20 protein-coding genes are annotated in these 19,742 nt (G+C 44.5%); 12 read left to right on the forward strand and 8 right to left on the reverse strand.

Annotated features, from left to right (window positions below):
* The first annotated feature begins 1 nt into the window (after position 1).
* The 5 genes from ACLSSO_RS10460 to ACLSSO_RS10480 are packed head-to-tail and all read left to right on the forward strand — an operon-like array spanning position 2 to position 5,975.
* On the forward strand, positions 2-967 hold the full coding sequence (locus ACLSSO_RS10460) for an ABC transporter ATP-binding protein (protein WP_340591921.1): 966 nt from the start codon (positions 2-4) through the stop codon (positions 965-967).
* 17 nt (positions 968-984) lie between these two features.
* The gene (locus ACLSSO_RS10465) at positions 985-1,986 is read left to right on the forward strand and encodes an ABC transporter ATP-binding protein (RefSeq protein WP_413942749.1); all 1,002 of its coding nucleotides are present in this window, start codon (positions 985-987) and stop codon (positions 1,984-1,986) included.
* A gap of 50 nt (positions 1,987-2,036) precedes the next feature.
* Entirely contained in the window at positions 2,037-3,728 is a 1,692-nt protein-coding gene (locus ACLSSO_RS10470; RefSeq protein ID WP_413942750.1) for a peptide ABC transporter substrate-binding protein, read from the forward strand.
* A 45-nt stretch (positions 3,729-3,773) separates the two neighbouring features.
* Positions 3,774-4,745 carry an ABC transporter permease gene (locus ACLSSO_RS10475; RefSeq protein WP_295905878.1) on the forward strand — a complete coding sequence of 324 codons (972 nt, stop codon included), beginning with the start codon at positions 3,774-3,776 and terminating at the stop codon, positions 4,743-4,745.
* Positions 4,746-4,754: 9 nt separating this feature from the next.
* Positions 4,755-5,975 (forward strand): ABC transporter permease, encoded by a 1,221-nt coding sequence (locus ACLSSO_RS10480; RefSeq protein ID WP_295905877.1) that lies wholly within the window; start codon positions 4,755-4,757, stop codon positions 5,973-5,975.
* Here ACLSSO_RS10480 and ACLSSO_RS10485 read toward each other — a convergent pair.
* Positions 5,947-6,870, reverse strand: a complete 924-nt coding sequence (locus ACLSSO_RS10485; RefSeq protein ID WP_413942751.1) for a TIGR02285 family protein — start codon at positions 6,868-6,870, stop codon at positions 5,947-5,949. The genes ACLSSO_RS10480 and ACLSSO_RS10485 overlap by 29 nt on opposite strands.
* A 188-nt stretch (positions 6,871-7,058) precedes the next feature.
* Here ACLSSO_RS10485 and ACLSSO_RS10490 point away from each other — a divergent pair, with 188 nt between their 5' ends.
* The 3 genes from ACLSSO_RS10490 to ACLSSO_RS10500 all read left to right on the forward strand — a co-directional run bounded on the left by ACLSSO_RS10490 (position 7,059) and on the right by ACLSSO_RS10500 (position 8,947).
* A complete protein-coding gene (locus tag ACLSSO_RS10490; RefSeq protein ID WP_413942752.1) occupies positions 7,059-7,541 on the forward strand; it encodes a hypothetical protein in 483 nt (160 codons plus the stop codon).
* Between the two features lie 85 nt (positions 7,542-7,626).
* On the forward strand, positions 7,627-7,869 hold the full coding sequence (gene tatA / locus ACLSSO_RS10495) for a twin-arginine translocase TatA/TatE family subunit (RefSeq protein WP_295900514.1): 243 nt from the start codon (positions 7,627-7,629) through the stop codon (positions 7,867-7,869).
* Between the two features lie 49 nt (positions 7,870-7,918).
* The gene (locus tag ACLSSO_RS10500; RefSeq protein ID WP_413942753.1) at positions 7,919-8,947 is read left to right on the forward strand and encodes an alkane 1-monooxygenase; all 1,029 of its coding nucleotides are present in this window, start codon (positions 7,919-7,921) and stop codon (positions 8,945-8,947) included.
* Here the strand turns inward: ACLSSO_RS10500 and ACLSSO_RS10505 are convergent.
* Genes ACLSSO_RS10505 through greA form a run of 3 tightly spaced genes read right to left on the reverse strand, consistent with a single transcriptional unit; the run spans position 8,904 to position 12,222 of the window.
* On the reverse strand, positions 8,904-9,704 hold the full coding sequence (locus ACLSSO_RS10505; RefSeq protein WP_413942754.1) for a glycerophosphodiester phosphodiesterase: 801 nt from the start codon (positions 9,702-9,704) through the stop codon (positions 8,904-8,906). The two genes, ACLSSO_RS10500 and ACLSSO_RS10505, sit on opposite strands and share 44 nt — an antisense overlap.
* Positions 9,704-11,680 carry a hypothetical protein gene (locus tag ACLSSO_RS10510; RefSeq protein WP_413942755.1) on the reverse strand — a complete coding sequence of 659 codons (1,977 nt, stop codon included), beginning with the start codon at positions 11,678-11,680 and terminating at the stop codon, positions 9,704-9,706. The genes ACLSSO_RS10505 and ACLSSO_RS10510 overlap by 1 nt, the downstream gene beginning before the upstream one ends.
* A gap of 53 nt (positions 11,681-11,733) precedes the next feature.
* The gene (gene greA / locus ACLSSO_RS10515) at positions 11,734-12,222 is read right to left on the reverse strand and encodes a transcription elongation factor GreA (protein ID WP_295900509.1); all 489 of its coding nucleotides are present in this window, start codon (positions 12,220-12,222) and stop codon (positions 11,734-11,736) included.
* A 128-nt stretch (positions 12,223-12,350) separates the two neighbouring features.
* Between greA and ACLSSO_RS10520 the strand changes: the two genes are divergently transcribed.
* Positions 12,351-12,608, forward strand: coding sequence for a bacterioferritin-associated ferredoxin (locus ACLSSO_RS10520; RefSeq protein ID WP_295900507.1), 258 nt, complete (start codon positions 12,351-12,353; stop codon positions 12,606-12,608).
* On the opposite strand, the gene ACLSSO_RS10525 is transcribed toward ACLSSO_RS10520, so the two are convergent.
* A complete protein-coding gene (locus tag ACLSSO_RS10525) occupies positions 12,589-13,014 on the reverse strand; it encodes a bacterioferritin-associated ferredoxin (RefSeq protein WP_295900505.1) in 426 nt (141 codons plus the stop codon). The genes ACLSSO_RS10520 and ACLSSO_RS10525 overlap by 20 nt on opposite strands.
* Positions 13,015-13,125: 111 nt before the next feature.
* Here ACLSSO_RS10525 and gloB point away from each other — a divergent pair, with 111 nt between their 5' ends.
* Positions 13,126-13,884 carry a hydroxyacylglutathione hydrolase gene (gene gloB, locus ACLSSO_RS10530; protein WP_413942756.1) on the forward strand — a complete coding sequence of 253 codons (759 nt, stop codon included), beginning with the start codon at positions 13,126-13,128 and terminating at the stop codon, positions 13,882-13,884.
* Position 13,885: 1 nt separating this feature from the next.
* On the opposite strand, the gene ACLSSO_RS10535 is transcribed toward gloB, so the two are convergent.
* Complete coding sequence (locus tag ACLSSO_RS10535; RefSeq protein WP_413942757.1) at positions 13,886-15,241, reverse strand: TIGR01777 family oxidoreductase; 1,356 nt, start codon at positions 15,239-15,241, stop codon at positions 13,886-13,888.
* A 9-nt stretch (positions 15,242-15,250) separates the two neighbouring features.
* Positions 15,251-16,558, reverse strand: coding sequence for a cryptochrome/photolyase family protein (locus tag ACLSSO_RS10540; RefSeq protein WP_413942758.1), 1,308 nt, complete (start codon positions 16,556-16,558; stop codon positions 15,251-15,253).
* A gap of 45 nt (positions 16,559-16,603) precedes the next feature.
* Between ACLSSO_RS10540 and ACLSSO_RS10545 the strand changes: the two genes are divergently transcribed.
* Complete coding sequence (locus tag ACLSSO_RS10545) at positions 16,604-18,004, forward strand: ABC1 kinase family protein (RefSeq protein WP_413942759.1); 1,401 nt, start codon at positions 16,604-16,606, stop codon at positions 18,002-18,004.
* A complete protein-coding gene (locus ACLSSO_RS10550; protein WP_413942760.1) occupies positions 18,005-18,493 on the forward strand; it encodes a TlpA disulfide reductase family protein in 489 nt (162 codons plus the stop codon).
* On the opposite strand, the gene ACLSSO_RS10555 is transcribed toward ACLSSO_RS10550, so the two are convergent.
* Complete coding sequence (locus tag ACLSSO_RS10555; RefSeq protein ID WP_413942761.1) at positions 18,494-19,735, reverse strand: EF-hand domain-containing protein; 1,242 nt, start codon at positions 19,733-19,735, stop codon at positions 18,494-18,496.
* Between the last annotated feature and the right edge of the window lie 7 nt (positions 19,736-19,742).

Here is a 19,742-nt window from a genome sequence, read left to right on the forward strand (position 1 = left end):
AGTGCAAACACCAGTACTTGAAGTAAAAAATCTCGAGACGACATTTCAGACCAACGCGGGACCTGTGCGCGCTGTGAACAATGTCAGTTATAAAATTGATCGCGGTCAGACCTTGGGGATCGTGGGTGAATCTGGATGCGGCAAGTCAGTGACTTCGTATTCTTTGATGCGCCTCATCGAAAAACCAGGAAAGATCTCTAACGGTCAAGTCCTTTTGAACGGTCGCGATCTTCTAAAAATTTCTGAAAATGACATGGAAGAAGTTCGCGGCGGAGAAATGGCGATGATCTTCCAAGAGCCTATGACAGCTCTCAACCCTGTTTTGACCATCGGTTATCAGATGGATGAACAGATCATGAAGCACAAAAAATGCTCTCCGAAAGAATCCCGCGAGCGTGCGATTGAAATGCTTCGTCTGGTGGGTATTCCTTCTCCTGAAGAACGCTATGAGTCCTACCCCCACCAACTTTCCGGCGGTATGAGACAAAGAGCGATGATCGCGATGGCTCTTTCTTGCGATCCGACGTTTTTGATTGCGGATGAGCCCACAACCGCTTTGGACGTCACCATCCAAGCACAGATTTTGGAACTCATCCAAAATCTTCAAGAAAAATTCAATATGACGGTGCAATTCATCACGCATGATCTGGGAGTTATTTCTGAGATCTCTGACAAAGTGATGGTGATGTACGGCGGTCAAACCTGCGAACAGGCCGATACGCAAGAGTTGTTTTTAAATCCTCGTCACCCGTACACGGCGGCGTTGATTTCTTCCCGTCCTAAATTTGGTGAACGTGTAAAACGCCTGACAACAATTGAAGGCAGCGTCCCGGCTCCTTTTGAACTTCCGAAAGGTTGTCCGTTTGTGAACCGTTGCACTCGCGCGAAAGCTGATTGCACTCATCACAAACCACCTTTGAATGAAATCAAACCAGGTCACACTGTGGCTTGCTTCAATCCGCTTTAAGCACTGGGGAAAATCAAATGAGTGAAATCATTCTTGAAGCAAAAAATGTAAAAAAGCACTTCCCCATTCGCAAAGGTCTTCTTCTTCGCGAAGTGGCTAGCGTTAAAGCGGTGGATGACGTTTCTTTGGTTGTGCGCAAAGGAGAAACTTTAGGCCTTGTCGGAGAATCCGGCTGTGGCAAATCCACTTTGGGTCGCACACTGATTCGCCTTTATGAACCGACTGCGGGAGCTATCAACTTTGACGGCCAAGACTTCTTGGGTCTTAAAGGTGAAGCTCTTCGTAAAAAACGTAAAAACATGCAGATGATTTTCCAGGACCCTTATGCGTCTTTGGATCCACGCATGACTGTCGGTCAAATCATTCGTCAGCCGATGGATATCCATGGTGTTGGCAGTGTTGCCGAACGCAATCAACGTGTTTTGGAATTGATTGAACTTGTGGGCTTAAGAAAAGCTCACGTGAATCGCTACCCGCATGAATTTTCAGGCGGACAGCGCCAACGTATCAGTATTGCGCGCGCGATTGCTCTGAATCCTGAATTGATTATCTGTGATGAACCCGTGAGTGCTTTGGACGTTTCTATCCAGGCGCAGATTTTGAATCTTCTTAAAGATCTTCAGGAAAAGTTGAAACTCACTTACGTGTTTATTTCTCACGATCTTTCCGTGATCGAACACACCTGCGATCGTATCGCCGTGATGTATCTTGGAAAAATCGTGGAAATCGCGGATCGCGATGAACTTTTCAGAAATCCGCAACATCCTTATACGCAAGCGCTTATTGGAGCGATTCCACGCGTGGGTCAGGGCAAGAAAAAGATGAAAAAATCTTTGAGTGGCGAAGTGCCAAGCCCGATCAACCCACCGTCAGGCTGCGCTTTCCATCCGCGCTGCCCGCATAAGATGGATATCTGTGCGTCTCAGACTCCGACATTGGACGGGACTGGTACGCATAAAAAAGCGTGTTGGCTCGCCGCGGACGCGGGCAGTGCCGTAGCGCCTGGGCGCGAAGGCTGAAGCAGAGAAAATAATAAATAAGAAACTTAATTACTCAACAAGGAGAACGTATGTTGAATAAGTTTGCGAAAGGACTCATGTTGGTCACAGGTTTGGGCTTCACCGCTCAAGCGATCGCTGCGCCGACAAATGCCGAACTTAAAATCGGTATCTCTCAAGAATTTGAAACTATGAACCCTCTTATCATGACGATGTCAGCTTCGGCTTACATGTATCGTTTGGTAGGCCGTTCACTTGTGAACCTGACTCCAGAAGGTAAATGGGTGGCTCAATTGGCTAAAGAAATTCCTTCTTTGGACAAGGGCACTGCTAAAATCGTTGAAGATGGCGGCAAAAAGAAGATCGTTGCGACTTGGGAAATCCTTGATAACGCAAAATGGGGTGACGGAAAACCCGTTATCTGCCAAGACTTCATCACAGCACACGATATCGCGATCAGCCCGACTGTGAGCGTGGGTGAAAAAGAACAATGGACTCAAGTCGAAAAAATTGAAATCGACGCGAAAAATCCAAAGAAATGTACTTTCAAATACGACAAAGCAAAATGGGACTTCTACCAGCTTGCTCAGTTCTTCCCTATTCCAACTCACTTGGAAAAACCTGTTTTCGATAAATACGGAAAACAAAAAGAGGGCTACGAAAAGAACTCTAATTACGTTCGCAATCCAACCAATCCTGGATTGTACAACGGTCCTTACGTGATCTCTGAAGTAAAATTGGGATCTCACGTGGCGTTTGCTCCGAATGCAAACTTCTACGGTAAGCAACCGAATATCAAAAAAATCATCGTGAAGCTGATTCCTAATACAGGAACTTTGGAAGCGAACTTGCGTTCTGGAACAATCGACATGATCTCTGTTCTAGGCCTTGATTTCGACCAAGCTTTGGCTTTCGATAAGAAAACAAAAGCTGAAAATCTTCCTTACGATGTTCACTTTGTTCCGTCTGTGACTTACGAGCACATTGATCTTAAGTTGGACAATCCAATTTTGAAGGACGTTCGCGTTCGTAAAGCTCTTCTTTACAGCATCAACCGTGATGACCTTGTAAAGGCGCTTTTTGAAGGCAAACAACAAGTCGCAATTCACAACGTATCGCCAAAAGATCCTTGGTACACAGCAGATCCTAAGATCGTGACTTTGTATCGTTACTCTAAGCGTGAAGCGGGCAAACTTTTGGATGAAGCTGGTTGGAAAATGGGAGCTGACGGCTACCGTTCTAAAGATGGCAAACGTCTTTCTTTGACGTTCCAAACGACTGCAGGCAACAAAACTCGTGAACTCGTGCAAGTGTATTTGCAAAACCAATGGAAACAAGCCGGTATCGAAGTTCTTGTTAAAAACGAACCAGCGCGTGTGTTCTTTGGCGAGACAATGACAAAACGTAAGTTCGAAGGTCTTTCATTGTTTGCATGGGTTTCTTCTCCGGAAAACAGCCCGCGCTCAACAGTGTCTTCTAAGGCGATTCCAAATTCTTCAAATGGTTGGTCTGGACAGAACTTCCATGGTTGGAACAACGCTCAAGTAGATAAAAACCTGGATGCTTTGGATCTAGAGTTCAACGCGAAAAAACGCGCGGACTTGGTTCACGATATCTTGAAAGCTTACACGAACGAAGTTCCTGTATTGCCGCTTTACTACCGCTCTGACATTTCTGTGACTCCAAAGAATTTGAAGAACTACAAAATGTCTGGCCACCAGTTCTACGAAACAAACAACGCAGAAGACTGGGTTTTGAACTAACGATTTTTGCATGGCGGGCTTAAAACTCCCGCCGGAGGAACCTTCATGACTACATTTATCACTCGCCGCATTTTGCAAACACTCGCTGTGATAGTGATCCTATCTTACGTGTGTTTCTATTTGATGAGCTTAATGCCAGGTGACCCGGTAGACATGATGGTCGCTTCAAATCCGAAGATCACAGCAGAAGACGTGGCTCGCTTGAAGTCTTTGTATGGACTGGATCAACCGGTCTATAAAAGATATTTCAACTGGGTCACTTCGATCGGCCAAGGTGATCTTGGTTACAGCCGTACTTACCGAGTGCCTGTGCAAGAACTCATGGGCCCTCGTCTGTGGAACACGTTCCTTCTTTCATTTATCTCTTTGGGACTTTCCATTTTAATCGCAATTCCACTCGGCATCATCTCGGCTCTTAAGCCGGGAAGCCGCATGGATTATTTTATGAATCTGTTCTCATTTGCGGGGATTTCGATTCCTTCTTTCTGGCTTGCGATCGTTTTGATTATTATTTTCGCCGTTAAAATTCCTCTTCTTCCTGCGGGAGGAACTCAAACTATCGGAGGCGAACCGATGGGATTCTGGGCTGACATGATGGATCGTTCGATCTATTTGGTGTTGCCTGTTTTAAGTCTTTCTATTCAGCAAATCGGACGTTTTTCTCGCTTCACTCGCTCGGCGATGCTCGAAGCCATGCGCAATGACTTCATTCGCACGGCTCGCGCCAAAGGCCTTTCTCGCAGCGTGGTGATTTGGAAACACGGTTTCCGTAATGCTTTGATTCCTCTTATCACGATCTTAGCGTTGAGCTTCTCGGGTCTTTTTTCAGGAGCTATCCTGACTGAAACCGTTTTCGCTTACCAAGGCGTTGGTAAACTTGTTTATGACTCTATCATCGGGAATGACTACAACGTTGCGATGATTTCTTTTGTTATCTCTGTCAGCATGGTTCTTTTAATGAATCTTGTTGCCGATATCGCGTATGGATTTGCTGATCCGCGCATTTCTTATCAATAGAGGGTGCGTATGAGTTCAAATGAAATGACAATGAACGATTTAGAAATTGATACAACCTCTCTCTCTGCAAAGGATCGTGCTGAGCTTGAAAAAGCACAACCCATGTGGAAGATGGTTTTAACTCAATTCGTTGAGCACAAACTGGCCGTTGTCGGCGCTGTGATCATTTCGATCTTTATGTTGGTTTCTATTTTCGCGGGCCAAATTCAAAGCATCACGGGGCTAGATCCTGACGCACAAAACGTAGCAAATCGCTATTTGGCACCTATGACGACAGCACAAGTCGGCCAGGACGTGCGTGAAACAGATGTCGAAAAGTTCATCGTCGCTCATCCTGAAGTCGCAGACAAAGTTCAAAAAGCTCTGGTTGAAAAAGGCCTTGTGACTGTTGCGGAAGCCGATGCAATTTATGACCTGACAGCTCGCGATATCAAAGAAGCCATCAGTGCTCTTCAGACTTTGAATATTCCTGAAGCTTCCAGCGTGATCTCCATGTTTAAAAACTTTGAAACTTTCCACTTGTTTGGAACAGACGAACTAGGCCGTGACGTTTTCATCCGTCTTGTTTACGGAACTCGCGTTTCGATGGGTGTGGGAGTTCTTGTTGCTATTGCCTCTGCTTTGATCGGTTTATTGATCGGAAGTATCGCGGGATTTTATGGTGGAATTATTGACACCGTTCTTATGCGTGTAACAGATGCCCTTATATCCTTGCCAACCATTCCGGTTTTGATTGTGATGGCCGCGATTGATTTGACAAAAATTCCTTGGTTGAAAGCCATTGTCAGCACATCCAACGAAAGTATCTTTAAGATGGTCATCATCTTGTGTATCTTCTCTTGGATGACTGTGGCACGTCTTGTACGCGGAAGTATTCTTTCAATTCGCGAAAGAGAATTCGTTTTAGCAGCTCGCACCTTGGGCGCTAAAGACAGCACGATCATTGTTCGCCACATGTTTCCGAACGTGATTGCGCCGATGTTGGTGTCGATCACTTTGGGCGTCGGTGAGTCTATTTTGTTTGAAGCGGCTTTAAGTTTCTTGGGTCTTGGTATTATGCCTCCGACACCGAGCTGGGGAAACATGCTTAACAACGCGCAAGAGTTGATTTATCAAGCTCCGTTCTTAGCCATTCTTCCTGGTGTTTTGATTTTGTTGACGACAATCAGCTTTAACTACTTGGGTGATGGTCTTCAAGACGCTATTGACCCGAAAGCGATCCGCCGCTAACCACTGTGTTCCACGGTCCTTGGGCTCTGCGATGATAAAAATCCTCCAGGGCCTTGCGGTTTCTTTTCACGGTCTCAACATCCAACCACGACTCCACCGCATTTTGATATTCTTTGCTATTGGCGGCTTTTTGCAAAGCTTGATCCACTTGTGTGATCACCTTCTTACCCCACTCATTTTTCGTGCATGCAAAGTAAAGAACCGTTGATGGATAAACTTCTTTTAAAGGTTTATAAAAGAGCGGTTTTTCCGGATAGACTGTCTCGTTAAAGTCGCGCACGACAGGTTCGTATTCAATCGTGTAATCATAGCGTCCCTTGTGCACCATCTTAAGAAGCGACATATAGCCTTCGCTGGTTCTCAATTGATGAATTCCCGGGTTGGTTTTTGATTTTTGTTTCACCATTAAATCAATGGCCGGACCGTAAGATCTATTTTCCGTAAAAATGGCCGAGAGATTTTTCTTTTCTAATAGATCTTTCAACGAAGGATGATCGGAAGTTTCAGAGTAGAGATCTGCCTTCGAAGTGACGAAGACATATTCATGTGGCACCTGAAAACCAAGAGCCGTGAAGTACGCCCATTTCTCTCGCTCGGGAGTTATTAAGGCTGAGCCTGAGCAGATATTTTTATTTAATTTCCAAAGCTCCACCGCGCGCGGCATATCGGCATAGACATCGCTGAACTGATAATTTGGAAGGTGTTCCGCAATCACCTTTTTAAGGCGATCCATACGACCTTCGCCTTTTTGCGGACCATTCAAAATATAATAAGGCGACCAGTCAGCGACCGCCCAAGGGATCGTCATTTTCGCTTCTTTTTTCACGAAAAGATCCTGGGCTCTGACGAGATTCACGACAAACAAAGTAACGATAAGAAGACTCCAAACTTTCATCTGTGGCCTCTTTCGTTACTTAATTTACTCCGCTTTTGAGTTCTCTCCATTATGTTATTTGCAAGGACGCCGGCGGCAAAAGTCTGTCCATCTATGTAAAAAACACCTGTTCCTTAGCAATGAAAGGTCCTTGATTCGCATTAAACACGGCACGGATCTTGTTATATGGAGGTCGAACGGGGTTTCACATGAAAACGATACTTTCATTTTTTGCAACGATCTTATTTACTGCGAATGCCTTTACTCAGACATCGGCGGAGTTGACTTGCCGTGCACAAGCTAAAGAAATGGCGATGCAGACTTATTCTTCCTGCATCACCGAAGCTCGTAATAACCAAGTCGAAGAAATCCGAAAAAACTATCAAAAGGAACTTTCGGACCTTAAAGCGAAGTACGACAAAGAGCTCAAAAAAATGAACACAGGCGCTTCTAAAAAGGCCTCTAAACACGCTGTAGCGCCAACAGTTAAAGAGGTTCAGGCTCCGCGACCAGTTAAAGGTATTGCGAAAGAGCTGCCAGGAAAAGCCCCTGTGACGTCAGAAGCCGCTCCAGTACAAACTGTCTCAGAAGGAACCAAGGTCGTTGCAGTAGGGTCTGAGGAAGCCTCGGGACTTGAAAAAGAGGCTGCCGATGCTGACCAAGTCGAAATTATCGAGATGCCGACTGAATAACCCGCATTAAATCCCAGCCTTCTCGTTGATTTTCCTCCCAGACAGGTCTAAAAAGTGTAGACTTAAAGAATCTGGGAGGAACCCCATGGGTGAGTTTAGCCTAACGCATATTTTACTTCTTGCTATCATCGCTTTGATCTTTTTTGGTCCAAGCCGTCTACCACAATTGGGTCAAGGTTTGGGTAAAGCCATCCGCGGCTTCAAACAAGGTTTGAACGAAATCGACGTAGATCCAAAAGACATTCAAGACAACCGTCAGCAAGTAAGCCATCAGCAACAACAGCAACAAACTGTGAGCCAAAAGCAAAACGAAACTCAACGTTCGTAATTAGATCTTTCTGCCTTCGTGGAATTAGAGTTACACTTAACTTAACACCATGAAGGCATTTCTTTTTTATTCTCGTTATTCACTGCCCTACTTTTTCGCGGTTCTCGCCGTGATTGGTGCTGCTTTGGGAGGTCCTTGGACTTTCTTAGGTGCTGCGGGTGTTTTTGTTTTTCATCCTCTGATCGACAATCTTCTTCTTAAAAATAAAAAAGTGCCTGATCAAAGACCGGCCTCTTTGTGGTCGTTGGTTTTGCTGATTTCTGCTTTACCGTTTTTATGTGTGTTTGGTTTTGTCGGAATACTTAGTTCTTTGAAAGCTTCTTCTTATGAACTCGTGGGTCTTATGCTTTCTTTTGGAACGATCATGGGACTTTTGGGAATCAATACCGCTCACGAACTTGTTCATCGTAAAGAAAAAGAATTGCAGCAATTAGGTTTCGGACTTCTTTCTTTGGTGAACTTTTCCCACTACGGAGTTGAGCACGTTTTTGGACACCATAAGAACGTCGGCACTCTGGAGGATCCGGCCACGGCCCGCAGGAATGAATGGATTTATTTTTATTTTGTACGGTCTTATTTCAAAGGTCTTTGGGAAAGTTTTTTTATTGAGCATCGCCGTCTTCGCCAAAAAGGTTTTTGGCATGTTTTTAAAAATCGCATTGTAGGCTGGGGGCTTCTGCAGATCTTCATCACCCTTTCGATCTATGCTCTTTACGAAACGCAGGCTTTGTTTTTCTGGGTTGGCCAAAGCCTTGTTGCGATCCTGCTTTTACAAACAGTTGACTACATTGAGCACTATGGACTTGTGCGCAGGAAGAATTCTGATGGTCTTTATGAAGGCGTGAAAGCAAAACATTCGTGGGACAGCTACCAGGCTTTTACAAATTATGCCTTAATCAATTTAGGTTATCATTCGCATCATCACTTAAAAGCGACGCTGCCTTTTACGGAATTGCATGAACAAGACGAAGCTATGAAATTGCCTTACGGTTACTCCGTGATGGCGCTTATGGCTTTCGTACCGCCACTTTATTTTATCGTGATGAATCCACGACTGCCCCAAGAGAATCTGAAATAATACTTAAGGCCCCTGCATCTAAATATTGTTTTGCAAGGTCAGCATCGTTCACGGTCCACAGAGACACAGGAATTTTTCTGTTTTTCCATTTTTGCAGCGATTTGATATCGACATAGTGGTAGTCCAAATGCAACACGTGGACTTTTACATACGGAGCCAACCACATCTGACGAAGATAGATTTTATTTTCAGGTTCTTCTTCCAAAGTGGCTAAAAGAGCGCGCGGCACCTGAGGTAAATGACGACTCAGTCTCCACAAGGAAAGAGGATTAAAGCTTGAAAACAAAATGCGTTTTTCGGCTTCGTGTTTTTTGATAACGGCAGACACTTTTTCTTCCAAGCGCCCATCAAAGATTGAATTCGTTTTTAGCTCGACATTGAGATATTTTGGAATATCGGCAGATAAAAGAACTTCTTCAAGTGTCGGTGCCTTGGCCCACTCTCGCAGTTCAGCAGCTGTGCATTCACTGACGAACTTCCCTCGCCCCGCAAGACGCTTTAAATCAGCATCATGGAAAACCACAGGCACTAGATCTTTGGAAAGACGAACATCCATCTCTACCATTTTAAGACCACGCGCTTTCGCAGCTTCAAAAGAAGCCATCGTGTTTTCCTGCGCTCCGCCCTTCCAGTAGCCGCGGTGTCCTTGATAGCTTGGAGGCATTAAAGCTCCTTGCGGCCATGGCAATGATCTCCAGGTAAAATGGCGATAAATTAAAAACGCAGCGATGATTAAGACAACGACAAGAAAAAACATTATTTCCTCATTGTTTTGGCAGAGTCTTCAGTGAACTGAGGATTTTCACGATCCCCATCAATGAACCACTTTCTATGGACCTTACCTTCTTTGGCAAGCACACTGCCCTTGAGGTCCCCGTCTTCATTCCAAGAACCATCGGTTAACAAACGTCCCGTTTTTCCGACTTGTCCTTGGAAGTTTTTCCAGGAAAGTTCTTGGGATTTTTTTAAATGAAACTGACCTGTCAGAGCGTTGAGAGTTAACTTTCCACCATTCCACCAAACAGGTTCTGTCACTTGTTTTAAAACATCGGCTCCCGGTGATCCTGGAGTCACGACCAAGGATTTCACTTGCGTGTTAAGAACAACTTCACCTTGAGCCCAATCGACGGACGCTTTTGTTTTTTCAAAGCTTAATCCTTCAACATTCATGCTATCAACACGAAGAAGACCTTTTAGATAGGACATCTGACCTTTTTTAATTTTGACATCACCATCAAGACTCAAAAGTCCGATATCCCCGCCATTTGTCATCAACTTTTGCACCGCCGGATCCAGCACGACTTCCTCAACACGAGTTTTTACTTCGATGTCCTGGAAATCCCGGTCGGCTTTCATTTTCACGTCACCGATGAAGGTTCCGGCTCTGGGTTCGACACGTTTGATGTGAAAATTCCAATCATTGTCTTGCAGATCAATGTCTCCAACCATGTGCTCGATGACTTGCACCTCTCGCTGGCCTTTGTTTGAAAAAACAAATTGCAGACCTGAATGCTCACCTGTCATTTTCATTTTTTGATCTGAAACAATTTCGGCTCGTCCGGTAAAGACACCGAGTTCGCCTAACATGCTCGTGTTTTTCGGACGGTTTAACAGAACCAATAACTTTCCGATATCGAGCTTTTTTACATCGACAACAATAGGAGAATAGCGAAGGGGCTCTACCGAAGAGATATCGATACGATCCACCCGCATCTCTCCTAAATCGCCCTCGAGACGCATATCACGAACTTCAATCGGAGACGTGCGCACTTTATCTAACGGAGCCACCAGGCGCGCTTTAGAGGAAATCCATACTTGGCGGCCGTTAAGATCTTTGGATGCCAAGCCGTACTTTTGCATGATCGTCAGAATCTGACTTAGAGGAATGTGTTTTAAATCTGTTTCAATCGCCAGCAACTGTTCGTCTATGGTGTAGTTGGCAATAATACTGTAATGACCTTCGCGCCAGTTTCCGAAAAAGTGAGATTGAATTGTGGCTTCAGGTGATTCTTTATATTGAACGTAGAGATTAGCGTGAGAAAGATAATCTCCAACTTGAGCGTCTTTAAGAAGATGCGTTTTGGCGGTGACCTCAATCACTTTGGGTTCAAAAGATTTTACTTTGGCTACGAAATTTAAAAGTTCGGAGTGATATTGAGGGTATTTTTCAGAAGAAATTTCCAATTTCTGCACGCGAATGCCGCGCACATCGTTTTGATATTTTTGTGATTGCTCTGAGGGAGACAGTGTTACCAAGGGAGCCGGTTTGTTGTCCGCTTTTTTTTCTTCTTCTTTGGCATCGCAATTTTTAAAATCTTCACGCAGAACAAGTTTGACGTTGTTCGCTTCGATATTCTGAACAGGCGTTCCTCCACGAAGTGCGTTTAAGATAGAAATCGGCAAACGCAACTCATCCACTTCCAGAACGGGAGCTGCCCAACATTTTTGGGAAGACTCCATGCGCACTTGAGAAATGATCACGGCAAAACGAGGCAAAATGCCGTCACTCATACTGAACTGCGCGGAAGCAAAATTAACTTTAACGTCTTTATGAATGTGGCTTGCCGCTTTTTCAATCTGAGCAAAAACTCGCGCAGGAGATAAAAGAGATTTCGCCGTGTACCCCAAAAAGAACGACAAGATAAGACCGGAAAGGAGAATCACCATTCCCGGTTGTTCTGCAATAAGATGTTTATCTGAAGATGCTGATGATGAGCGTTTGCGCGAGTCCATGGTTTATTGTCACAGGTCTCACCATGGACCGACAATGTCTTTTCAAAGAAAAATTATTTATATCCGAAAGAAAGAATTTCGAACTCTTTATCACCTTTGGGGCTTTGCACTGTAACTGTGTCGCCCTCTTTTTTGCCGATCAAGGCACGGGCTAAAGGAGAAAGGATTGAAATCATACCTTGTTTCACGTCAGATTCGTCAACGCCCACGATCTGGTAGTTGAATTCCTCTTCTGATTCTGTGTCCACGATTTTCACATAGGCACCGAAAACAACGCGATCTGCTTTAATCGCTGATGTATCGACAACCTCAGCGCCGGCAAGTTTGCCTTGAATTTCAGCAATTCTTCCTTCGATCATAGCTTGACGCTCTTTTGCAGATTCATATTCAGCATTTTCAGAAATATCACCTTGAGCGCGTGCTTCTTCGATCGCACGAATGACAGACGGTCTTTCTTCTAACAATAGCTTCTTAAGCTCTGCTTCAAGCATCGCTTTTCCGCGAATTGTCATAGGAAGTTTATCAGTTGTAGGATTAGCCATTTCAGCTCCGTTGTTAGAAGGACACCTGTTTTACAGGATTATCCCCCAGTTATCAATGAGATGTAACGCACCGCACTTTAGACTAGTACGGCGTACCTTTTTGCATTGCGCGGCATTACAATTCAGATATGGGCCCAAAGAAGAAAACCGAAATTATCTGTCGCTGTAATAACATCAGCCGCGAAACCATTGAGGAAGCGATCCGCAATGGGGCCCACACTTTAAATGAAATCTTCGACACAACCAGCGCAGGCGTTGGCCCCTGTGGGGGTTCTTGCCGCCGGAAGCTGGGTCCACTTTTGGAGTATTATCTTAAGCATGGAGAATTTCCGGAGAAGATTGTTGAAGATATGACGGGGAAAGAACCTAAGAAAGCCGGTAGTTAATAATTTTTTGCACGTTAGGACGACAAGTTCCGCAGGCCGTGCTGGCGGAAGTTTGTCGAGTCACGACTTCGGGAGTGTGAGCTCCGGCGATGATGGCTTGATCGACTGTGTGAGTTGGAATTGTTCGGCAGTGACAAAGTTCTTCTTCATCATAAGGAAATGCCCACTCGCCTCGCAGTTTTAAAATCATTTCTTTAATCAAAAGACTGGAATGATCGTGCCCTTGTGGCAAAGACCACTTTCTAAGATCCGGACCGAACTCTTTTCGCAGATCTTGCATTGTTTGGAGAAACGTTGAGCATCCCAGAAATGACACCTTCTTTAAGGCTCCCGGAGATTTTGGGTCCTCCCCTTCGCATTCCACTTCAATATAGTCTCGTCCCTCAAGTTCCACTTTGATCTTCATATTGAGTCTTATTTTAGGACAAAGGACCTTTATGACCAAGGCCAGTTATTGTTATTAATCAATCGAACCTAGGTCTTGAAAATCAATTTCGGAAATCAGAGAATAAGGAATATGGCTCCAGCTGTTTCGCGAGTAGAACTCGTTCCTATCTTTGAAGACAATTATGTCTTTGTCCTCGTGGATGAAGGCAAAAAGGAAGCCTTGGTTGTCGACCCGGGAGAAGCCAAAGCCGTTGCGTCCTATTTGCAACGTGAAGGTTTATCCCTAAAAGGAATTTTGCTAACACATCATCACAGCGATCATGTCGGTGGAGTGAAAGAGTTAAAGAGTTCTTTTTCTGCGCCTGTCTTTGCTCCACAGAAGAACAAAAACCAAATTTCTTATGCCGATCAATTCGTCAAGGAAGGCGATGAAATTTCTGTCGGCGGTTTTTCGTTTTCCGTGATGGAACTTCCGGGACACACTCTGGGACATGTTGCTTATTGGAATCAAACTAAGAAATGGCTTTTTTCCGGCGATGTTTTATTTGGACTCGGTTGCGGACGTCTTTTTGAAGGGACCTATGAGCAAATGTATCAAAGCCTGCAAAGAATTAAATCTCTTCCTTCAGAGACTTTGGTTTATTGCACGCACGAGTACACCGAGACGAATTTGCATTTTTGTAAAATGCTGAGCAATCTGGATGATTCCCCGATCACAGGAGATGACGAAGGCCTTGCGCTTTATGAAAACGAGCTGACCAACCGCCGCAGTCTTAATCTTCCCAGCGTGCCTTTAAAACTTTTTATTGAAAAAAAGGTGAATCCTTTTTTACTCGCCCGAAACGTGCAGCAGTTCACGTATCTGCGCGAGCTTCGCAACAAACAGTAGACTATTCGTAGCTCGACAATGTCGAAATATATTTTCTGCGAAATGAAAAAATATTTTGAACATCTTTTTTTACAAATTTAGCTCCTAAAACCCAACCGAGATACCCCAAGGGCAAACGATAGCGAACCCGGTCCACCATCAAAGTTCCGCCGCAGAACGGGCGAAACTCATGGGTGTGATGCCAAAAGCGATACGGACCAAAACGTTGCGTATCCACGAACTTGTAAGGGGGTTGCCATTCATCAATCTCCGTTTTCCATCTGGCAGGAACGCCGTGAATTTTTAGGCGATAGTCAATCAATGTTCCTTGAGTGATTTCTGGACTTGATATCTTTTCAATCTGAAAGTTCAAAGTAGGAGGCGTTATTTTTTCTAGATTGTTTGCATCCTGAAAAAAAGGAAAAACTTTTTCGGGTGGTTCCGGCAAAAACTGCTCCGCAAGAAAGACATCTTCACCCGCCTTAAAAGGAGCGCAGATTTCATTTAAAGCCTCTTTTAATTCACTAAAATGAAATTGATATCCCAAAGCTTCCGCTTTTTCGGCGGAACCGCGAATGGAGGAAAGAATCACATCCGCCGTCTCTCCATAAATCAGTTTTAGAATCATATGTGGAACGCTGGGACCAAGGCTTCGTCCGACAGCCTCCGCCAGAGTTTGCGAGAATTCTTTATTCGTTACAGGAAAGGGCGCACAGCCATTGATGGCTCCTTGTGCTTTTGGGTTCTCAAGAGCGAATACAAAAAGACCGACGATGTCTTTTATATGGATCCAACTCATCCACTGCTGACCTTCACCAAGAACTCCACCGACGCCAGCTCTGAACGGAAAAAGCATCTCATCTAACGCGCCACCGTGGCGGGACAATACGAGACCGGTGCGAATAAAAACTTTTCTTCCCGGAGCTTTTCCCGCCTCCGCTTCCCAATCAACACAAAGCTTGGCAAGAAAATCTTTTCCAGGACTGTGCTCTTCGTATAAGAACTCACTGCCACAGTCCCCGTAATAGCCTATAGCAGAACCAGAAACGAATACTTTTGCATCCGCTGGAAGACTTGCTATTAAATTTCTTGTTGCGACCACGCGAGAATTATAAATGCGTTCTTTTTTTTCTTCATTCCAACGTTCGACCACAGTCTCGCCCATTAAATTAATAACAGCTTCGACAGTTTTAAGCCGAGGGTCCTTCAGCGGCCCGTCGTTGAGATCGCCAACGACGATCTCACAGGGAAAAGGCAGCACCTCACGCGCTTTGGTTAAATTTCTGCTGACGGCTAAAAGTTCGTGACCTTTTTCAGCTAAAACTTTTCCGATTTCTTTCCCCAATAAACCTGTGGCTCCGGTGATAAGAATTCGCATAAAAGTCTCCTACTTCTTCAAAGCTTTTGTAAATGCTTGCAAACAGCGACCGCGGGCTTCCGCGTGTTCAATCATAGGTTTAGGATAACGAGAGGTGTGAAGCTCTGGCACCCATTTTTTTATGTATTCCCCGTCAGGATCAAACTTTTCAGCCTGTGCCTGTGGATTGAAAATTCGAAAATACGGAGCAGCATCGCAACCTGACCCTGCCGCCCATTGCCAGTTGCCATTATTGGCAGCGAGATCGTAATCCAGAAGCTTTTCAGCAAAATATCTTTCGCCTTCGCGCCAATGAATTAATAAATGCTTACATAAAAAACTAGCTGTCACCATACGCACTCGGTTGTGCATGTATCCCGTAACGTTGAGCTCCCTCATTCCCGCATCGACCAGCGGATATCCGGTCACCCCCTTGCACCACTTAGCAAAATCTTGCGGTGATTTTCGCCAGGAAATATTGTCATATTCGGGACGAAAACTTCGCTTTTCCACTTCTGGGAAATGCCAGAGTATTTGCATAAAGAAATCTCGCCAGATTAATTCACTCAACCACACTGGCGAAAACTTTTTAGCTTCTCGCGCAAGCTCCCGAATACTGACTGTGCCAAAACGCAGGTGAATTCCCAGATGAGTCGTGCCGTTTTGAATTGCCGGGTAGTCCCTTGTTTGCGCGTAGTTTTTCAAGGTCTTTGCTAAAAGTGTGAGCGGCGGAAATTCGATTTCTGTCTCTTTAAAGCCTATTTCTTTTAACGAAAGCATTTTTTCCGGCTTTGGGCGCTTGGCAAAGGCCTTTTCGTAGATTTCATTTGGATAAGACTTTAAGTAAAACTCATTCAAAGTCGCTAGAACCTTATTCTTGTAAGGAGTGAAAACAGTGTACGGCTTTCGAGAGTCTGTGAGAATTTCGTTTTTCTCAAACAAGGTCTGATCTTTAAACGTTTTAAACTCAATGCCGGACTTTTGCGACCATTTTTCTATGTGCTCGTCACGCTTTCTTGCCGCGGGCTCATAGTCTTGATTTGTGTAAATCGAATCTATTTCCAGTTCCCGAGAAAGGCTCTGAAATACTTCTTGAGGCTTTCCGTAACGAACAAGCAGATCGCTGCCTTTTTTCTGCAGAGATTCTTTCAGTTGAAAGACAGTCTGATAAATAAAAGAAACGCGCGCGTCAGCAGGATTGCTCAACTTGTCTAAAATATCCTTATCAAAGATAAATAGAGGAAGAACATTAGCTTTCTCTTTGAGAGCATAAAAAAGACCTGCGTTATCATGAAGACGCAGGTCTCGGCGGAACCAGAAGATCGTCACTTTTGCCATAATAAAAGTTTAACATTTCCAAAAGTTAAGGTAAATTTAGTTTCCATGGACGAAAAAAAGTCTGCCAAAAAACAAACGAAGAACCTTGAGCGCATTAAATCCTCGATGTTCTCTCGCAGTTTGTCTTTGGCGAAGCTCACTTTTCAAGCAGGAGCTTCGATTGCACAGCATGGCGTCACCTCCGCTTTAAAAAACAAGGAAGCCAAAGAAGAAAACTGGAAACGACTTCTGCAAAATCAAGCTTCTCTGATAAGTTCGGAACTCGGAGAACTTAAAGGCAGCTTGATGAAAGCAGGCCAAATGCTTTCCATGTATGGAGAACATTTCTTACCTCCTGAAGCCAATGAGCTTTTAAAATCACTCCAGTCCGACTCGCCTCCCCTTTCTTGGGATGCTATTGAACCGACAATAAAGAAAAATCTTTCCGAAGAAAAGTTAGCTCTTCTGGATATCGAGAAAGAAGCTTTGGCTTCAGCCTCTATGGGACAAGTCCACCGCGCTCGAATCAGAGCCACAGGGGAAAGCATTGTTCTTAAAATTCAGTATCCTAATGTCGATAAAGCGATTGATAGTGATTTGCGGGCGATCCGCACCTTATTGGGAACACTGAAATTACTACCTCGGGATTTCAATTTGGATCCTTTGTTTGCAGAAGTTCGGGAAATGTTATCGCAGGAAATCGATTACGAACTGGAAGCACAATTGACGGAAGAATTTTATGAACGCCTTAAGGAGGATACACGCTTTGTCGTCCCCAAAGTTCTTCGAGAGTTTTCTGGGCCACGAATTCTTGCCACGACCTTTGAGCGCGGTTTGCGCGCTGATGACCCTTTGATTCAAAGTCTGTCGCAGGAAAGACGCAATAAAATCGCTCTTAGTTTTTTAGACCTCTACTTTAAAGAAATCTTTGATTGGGGTGTTGTGCAGACCGATCCCCACAGTGGGAACTACCGGATCCGCATCAATCCCCAGGGGCACGATCAACTTGTGCTTTTAGATTTCGGCGCGACTCGCAGATACACGGAAGAGTTTATGCATCCTTACCGTCGTATGGTGAAAGGATCGCTTCTTAACGATCACAATACGTTCTTTCAGGCCGCCTTAGAGTTAGGCTTCGTTCAGAATGATGATGACGAAGACTTGAAAAAAGTATTTGAAGAATTTTGTTTTGAAACTGTTGAGCCGTTTATCACTTACGAAGACCCCCGCAACAAGGCAGGACAAATAGATAAGGATGGCACTTACGATTGGAAAAACACGGACCTTCCGCAGCGTTTGTCTAAAAAAGTTTTTCAGATCGTGCGAAAACATTCCTGGAGAACTCCCCCTAAGGAAATGATTTTCCTGGATCGTAAAACCGGCGGTGTTTTTATTTTCCTTTCCGTGATGCGCGCTAAAATTCGAGGGCGTGATCTTTTGCTGAAATATATTGAAAAGGTGTCTTAGATGCGTGCTTTGCTTTTGGCGTTAGTTGTTTTTACGAGCTTGAATGTTTTTGCGCAAAAGGCGCCCGTTGGCGTTGAGTTCAAAGCTTTACCATCGGATCTGATCCAAGGAAGTAAAATCTCAAATTTGAACGAGCTTAAAGGAAAAGTCGTTCTGATTGATTTTTGGGCTTCCTGGTGTGAGCCCTGCAAAGAGGCTTTACCGCACTACAATCGCCTTTATAAGAAGTATAAAGATAAAGGCTTGGTCGTTATCGCGATCAATGAAGACGATGATTTAAAAGAGCGTGACGCGTTTTTAAAGTCTCATCCATTAGAGTTCACGATTTACTTTGATAAGACTAAATCAATGGTTAAAGATTTTAAGGTACAGGCGCTGCCTTCGCTTTTTGTCATTGATAAAAATTTAAAACCTGTGGCTCTGTTTCGCGGATTTAGCGAGGACAAACCACAGGTTTTAGAAAAGAAGATTCAAGAACTTTTGAAATAATTATTTCTGACTTAAACGGGTTTCCGCTGGCGCAAGCCAGATGTCAATGATGTCGCCCGTTTTCATCTTACCGTTTTCTTTATACCAGAACTTCGCACGTTCACGCGCTTCCGCGTAACGGCCGATCGGCTCTAAAACTCCTTTTTTGTAGTCGAGCGAAATCTTCACGATCTTTTTAGAAAGTTTCACCATTTCTTCTTTCTGAGAAATGCCGTCGCCGTTTTTATCATTCCAAAGAACGAGTTTATTGAAATCTTTGTCTTTTTTGTCGATCACGCCGTCTTTATTGGAATCGAATTGCTTAAGCACTTCGAAGCCGTTCTCAACGGAGGCATTATCACCGAAGAGCTCATTTTTTTCTTCGATCATTCCAGTTTTATTGCGATCCATTGCCACGAACCACCCTGGAGAGTTGGCTTCCGGCCACATTGTCTTTCCAGTTGGATTTAGAGGAAAGGTACTGGAGTTTGTGAAAGTAGGTCGTTCATTGTTGAAGAAAACCATCAGTGGAGACCAATAGCCCCCGCAGAAACCCGTTTGTCCCGGGAAGGACACGTTGATCTCTACATTTGTACGGTCTGAAGAGACATTCACGCCACCGAAAGAGGCGGAAATGGGACCGTCTTTACCCATGTATTCGCCACAGCTATGTGTTGGCGTGTATGAAGAGTAACCGTAAGCACCGTAGACAGCTGATTGATTTGAACAGTCAACCGTCTGCTCAAAACTGTAACTTTTTAGATAAACGTCACCAACACTTTGAACAACAATATTTCCGGTAGAATCAATGGATACTCCCGAAGGAATTGGAGTCTTCAGCAATACAGTATTTCCGTAAATACCTGCGGCTCCCCCACCCGGAATACTAAATGTTTCTGCGCTCATAGGCTTTACAGAGTTCGTCTTCATTCCCTCAGCAGTAACTAATCCAGATGGATATTTCACCATAATAGGATATTCTTTACCACCAATAACAAGATTCAAATTTGCCGTGATGATCGCGCTCGGTGACAGTGGATTTCCCACGCCCCGCAAGTTCGTTCCAAAGCACGAATTGTTAATTCGGACGTTAACCGCCGATTTACCAGAGCGAGATACCATACCTGCAGCGGGTGCTGACGCAACAGAATCCCCAGAGGTGTTTGTATTCACGGCCATCGGCATATCTTTTTCAGTAGCCCCTGCCAGCACGCTGACTGTCATACCTAGCAAGAACGTGACAAAACTTGCATGACGTTTCATATTTCCC

Source organism: Bdellovibrio sp. HCB-162 (assembly GCF_047344985.1).
GTDB lineage: Bacteria > Bdellovibrionota > Bdellovibrionia > Bdellovibrionales > Bdellovibrionaceae > Bdellovibrio.